Consider the following 3,971-nt stretch of genomic DNA (forward strand, 5'->3'; position numbering starts at 1 on the left):
CGACCGCTCCAACGCCTCCCACGACGTCTCCAGCAGCAACCGCTGCTGCGGATCCATCGCCAGCGCCTCCCGCGGACTGATCCCGAAGAACCCCGCGTCGAACTCCCCCGCCGCAGCCAGGAAACCCCCGCGGTCGGTGTAGCTGGTGCCCGGTGTGCGGCGGTCCGGGTCGTACACGACCTCCAGGTCCCAGCCGCGGTCGGTGGGGAAGGGGCCGATGGCGTCCACCCCGTCGAGGAGCATCCGCCACAGCTCCTGCGGCCCGTCCGTGCCCGGGTAGTGGCAGGCCATCCCCACGAGTACGACCGGGTCCTCGTCGGCCGCGGTGCCGGCAGCGGCCGGCCGCGGTGCGAGGAGGGCCGCGCCGCCGTCGGCCCCGCCGTGTGCCAGGCCGAGTTCCCGCAGCAGGTGGTCGGTGAGCGCGGAGGCGCTGGGATGGTCGAAGACGAGGGTGGTGGGCAACACCAGCCCGGTGTCCCGCACGAGCCGCTGCCGCAGCTCGACGGCGGTCAGGGAGTCGAACCCGAGGTCGCGGAACGCCCGGTCGGCGTCCAGCGCGGCGGCGTCCGGCAATCCGAGCACCTCGGCCGCGCTCTCGCGCACCGCGCCGAGCAGTTCGGCACGCTGTTCGCCGGGCGCGGTGCGCTCCAGCCGTACCCGGAGCGCCGCGGTTCCGGCCCCGTGCGCGGGCCCGTCGGCCCGCTGCGCCTCCGTCGCGCCGGGCAGCGCGTCCAGGAGAGGGCTGGGCCGCAGCACCGTGAACGCCGGTGCGAACACGGACCAGTCGACGTCGGCGAGGGTCGTGTGTGCTCCGCCCGACCCGATCACGTCCGTCATAGCGCGGACGGCCGGACCCGGATCCAGCGGACGCAGACCGCGACGGCTGACCTCGCTCTCGATGCCCGCGTCGGCCATCATGCCGCCGCCCGCCCACGGCCCCCAGGCGAGGGCGGTCGCCACCACCCCCCGGGCCCGCCGCCGCTCGGCCAGCGCGTCCAGGGCGGCGTTGGCGGCGGCGTAGGCCCCCTGTCCCGCCACACCCCATACTCCGGCGACCGAGGAGAACAGCACGAAGGCGTCCAACGGCCGGTCGGCGAGCAGTTCGTCCAGGTGGAGGGCTCCGGCGACCTTCGCCGCCCACAGCCGTTCCAGGTCCTCCGGGCCCGTCTCCTCCAGCGGCCGGACCAGCGGCAGACCCGCCGCATGCACCACCGCCTGCGGCGGGTGCTCGGCGAGCAGCGCCGCGAGGGCCGTCCGGTCCGCCACGTCACACGCCGCGAGGGTCACGCGGGCACCGGCTGCCTTCAGCTCGGCGGCCAGCTCGGCGGCGCCCGGCGCGTCGGGGCCACGGCGGCCCGCCAGGACCAGATGGCCGGCGCCGCAGGCCGCGAGGTGACGGGCCACGTGGGCGCCGAGGGCGCCGGTACCGCCGGTGATCAAGACCGTGCCGCGCGGCGTCCAGCCACCGCCGCCCCGCCCGGCGCCCGGCGCGGGCACCAGGCGGCGGACGTGGACGCCGTCGGAACGGATCGCGAGCTGGTCCTCGTCGCTCCCGAGGGCGATCCGGTCGAGGACCCGGCCCGCGGCAGTCGGGTCCGCTTCGGGCGGCAGGTCCACCAGGCCGCCGAGCCGCCTGGGGTGTTCGAGCGCTGCGACGCGGCCGAGCCCCCACATCTGGGCCTGTCCGGGCAGCGGCGGCCGGTCGCTGTCACCGACCCGGACCGCGCCGCTGGTCAGCGTCCACAGCGGAGCCTCGATCCCGGAGTCGCCGAGCGCCTGGAGGAGGGCGAGTCCCGCGGCGGCATGGCCCGGCCCCTGCCCGGCCGTTGACGCGAGCGGCAGCAGCGAGACGACGGCCACCAGCGGTGACCCGCCGCCGGCCGCGGCCGTACGCAGGTGTGCGGCCAGGCCGTCCCGGGTGCACGCGGCTGCTGGAACCTCGGCTCGCAGCACGTCGGCGCCGCCGTCCGCCAGGGCCTCCGGCAGGGCACGGAGCCAGTCGGCCGCTCCGGGAAGGTCCGAGGGCGTGCTGGGGGTGACGACGAGCCAGGTGCCGGAGCGGTCCGGGGCCCGGCCCGGACGCAGGGGCTCCCAGCGGACCCGGTAGCGCCACGCGTCCGCGCGGGCCCGCTCGCCGGCTTCCCGGCGCCACCGCGCCAGGGCCGGCAGCACCGGGGCGAGATCTTCTTCGGCCACGCCCAGCGTGTCCACCAGCCCGGCGGCGTCGTGTTGTTCGACCGCGGTCCAGAAACGGGCGGTCGCCGGGTCGTGGCCGGAGGCGGCCGTCGCGGCGGTGCGGCCGAGCCAGAACCGCTCGCGCTGGAACGCGTAGGTGGGCAGCTCGACCTGTGTGGCGCCCGTACCCGCGTACAGGGCGCTCCAGCCGGCGTCCGCGCCGTGCGCCCACACCTGGCCCAGGGCCGCCAGCGCCGTGGGGCGCTCGGGCCGGTCCCGGCGCAGGGCCCCGGCCATGACGGCCTCGTCGGGTGCGGTCAGGCAAGCTCGCCCCATGGCGGTCAGCACGCTGTCCGGGCCGACCTCCAGATAGCCGGTCACGCCCTGGCTCTCCAGGGTGCGCATGCCGTCGTGGAAGCGCACCGCCTCCCGCACATGCCGCACCCAGTAGTCCGGGGAGGTCAGTTCGGCGGCGGTGGCCAGGCGCCCGGTGACGTTGGAGACGACCGGGATGCGCGGCGCGGCGAACGTCAACGAGGCGGCCACCGTGCGGAATTCGTCGAGCAAGCTGTCCATGTGCGGGGAGTGGAACGCATGGCTCACCCGCAGCCGCCGCACCCGGCGCCCCTCGGCCCGGAAGAGGCCGGCGACCCGTTCGACGGCTTCCTCGTCTCCGGAGACCACCACGGAGGCGGGGCCGTTGACGGCGGCCATCGACAGGCGCTCGCCCGGCCCCGCGGTCAGGTGCGGCACCACCTCGTCCTCGGACGCCTCGATCGAGGCCATCGCCCCGCCCGGCGGAAGGGCTCCCATCAGCCGGCCGCGCGCCGCGACGAGCTTCGCCGCGTCCGGCAGCGACAGCACCCCGGCCACGTGTGCTGCCGCCAGCTCACCGATGGAGTGGCCCATCAGGAAGTCCGGGCGCACACCCCAGGCCAGCAGCAGCCGGGACAGCGCCACTTCGACGGCGAAGAGCACCGGCTGGGTGTACTCGGTGCGATCCAGCACTCCCGAGTCGTCGGCGGCCACCTCGGCGAGGGGCCGATCCAGATGGGACGCGAAAGCATCCACCACCTCGTCGAACGCCTCCGCGTATGCCGGGAAGGCCGCGTACAGCTCCTGCCCCGCGCCGGGGCGCTGGCTGCCCTGGCCGGTGAACAGGAGCGCGGTCCGCCCCGGGCCCGCCGAAGGCACCGACCCGGACACCGCTCCCGCGGGCCGCTCCCCGCGGGCGAGTGCGTCCACGGCGGACCGCAGCTGCGCGGTGTCCTCGCCGGTGAGCACGGCACGGTGCGGGAGCGCGGCCCGGCCGGCGGCCAGGGTGTACCCCACGTCGAGGGGGTCGAGGTCATCGTCCGCGTGCAGTCGCCCCGAGAGTCTCTGCGCCTGGGCACACAGCGCCTTCTCGGTGGCGGCGGACAGTACCCAGGGCAGCGGGGCCGGGGCGGCGCCTCGATCCCCGCCCGGCACCGACGGCTGCGATGTCTCGGAGTCCGGGGCCGGGGCCTGTTCCAGAATCACATGGGCGTTGGTGCCGCTGACGCCGAACGCCGAGACGGCGGCGCGGCGGGGGCGGTCGCCCTGCGGCCAGTCCTGCCGCTCGGTGAGCAGCCGCACGCCGCCCTGGCCCCAGTCGACCTCACCGCTGGGCGCATCCACGTGCAAGGTGCGCGGCAGACTCCCGTGCCGCATCGCCAGCACCATCTTGATCACACCACCGACACCCGCAGCCGCCTGCGTATGCCCCACATTCGACTTCAACGACCCCAGCCACAACGGCCGCCCGGCCGAACGCC

1 protein-coding gene is annotated in these 3,971 nt (G+C 76.2%); it reads right to left on the reverse strand.

Features of this window, described 5'->3' with window-relative positions:
• Positions 1 to 3,971 (reverse strand): type I polyketide synthase (locus ABD339_RS33330; RefSeq protein WP_425576177.1); only part of this gene is annotated, 3,971 nt, incomplete at both ends.

The organism is Streptomyces axinellae, assembly GCF_039532135.1.
GTDB lineage: Bacteria > Actinomycetota > Actinomycetes > Streptomycetales > Streptomycetaceae > Streptomyces > Streptomyces axinellae.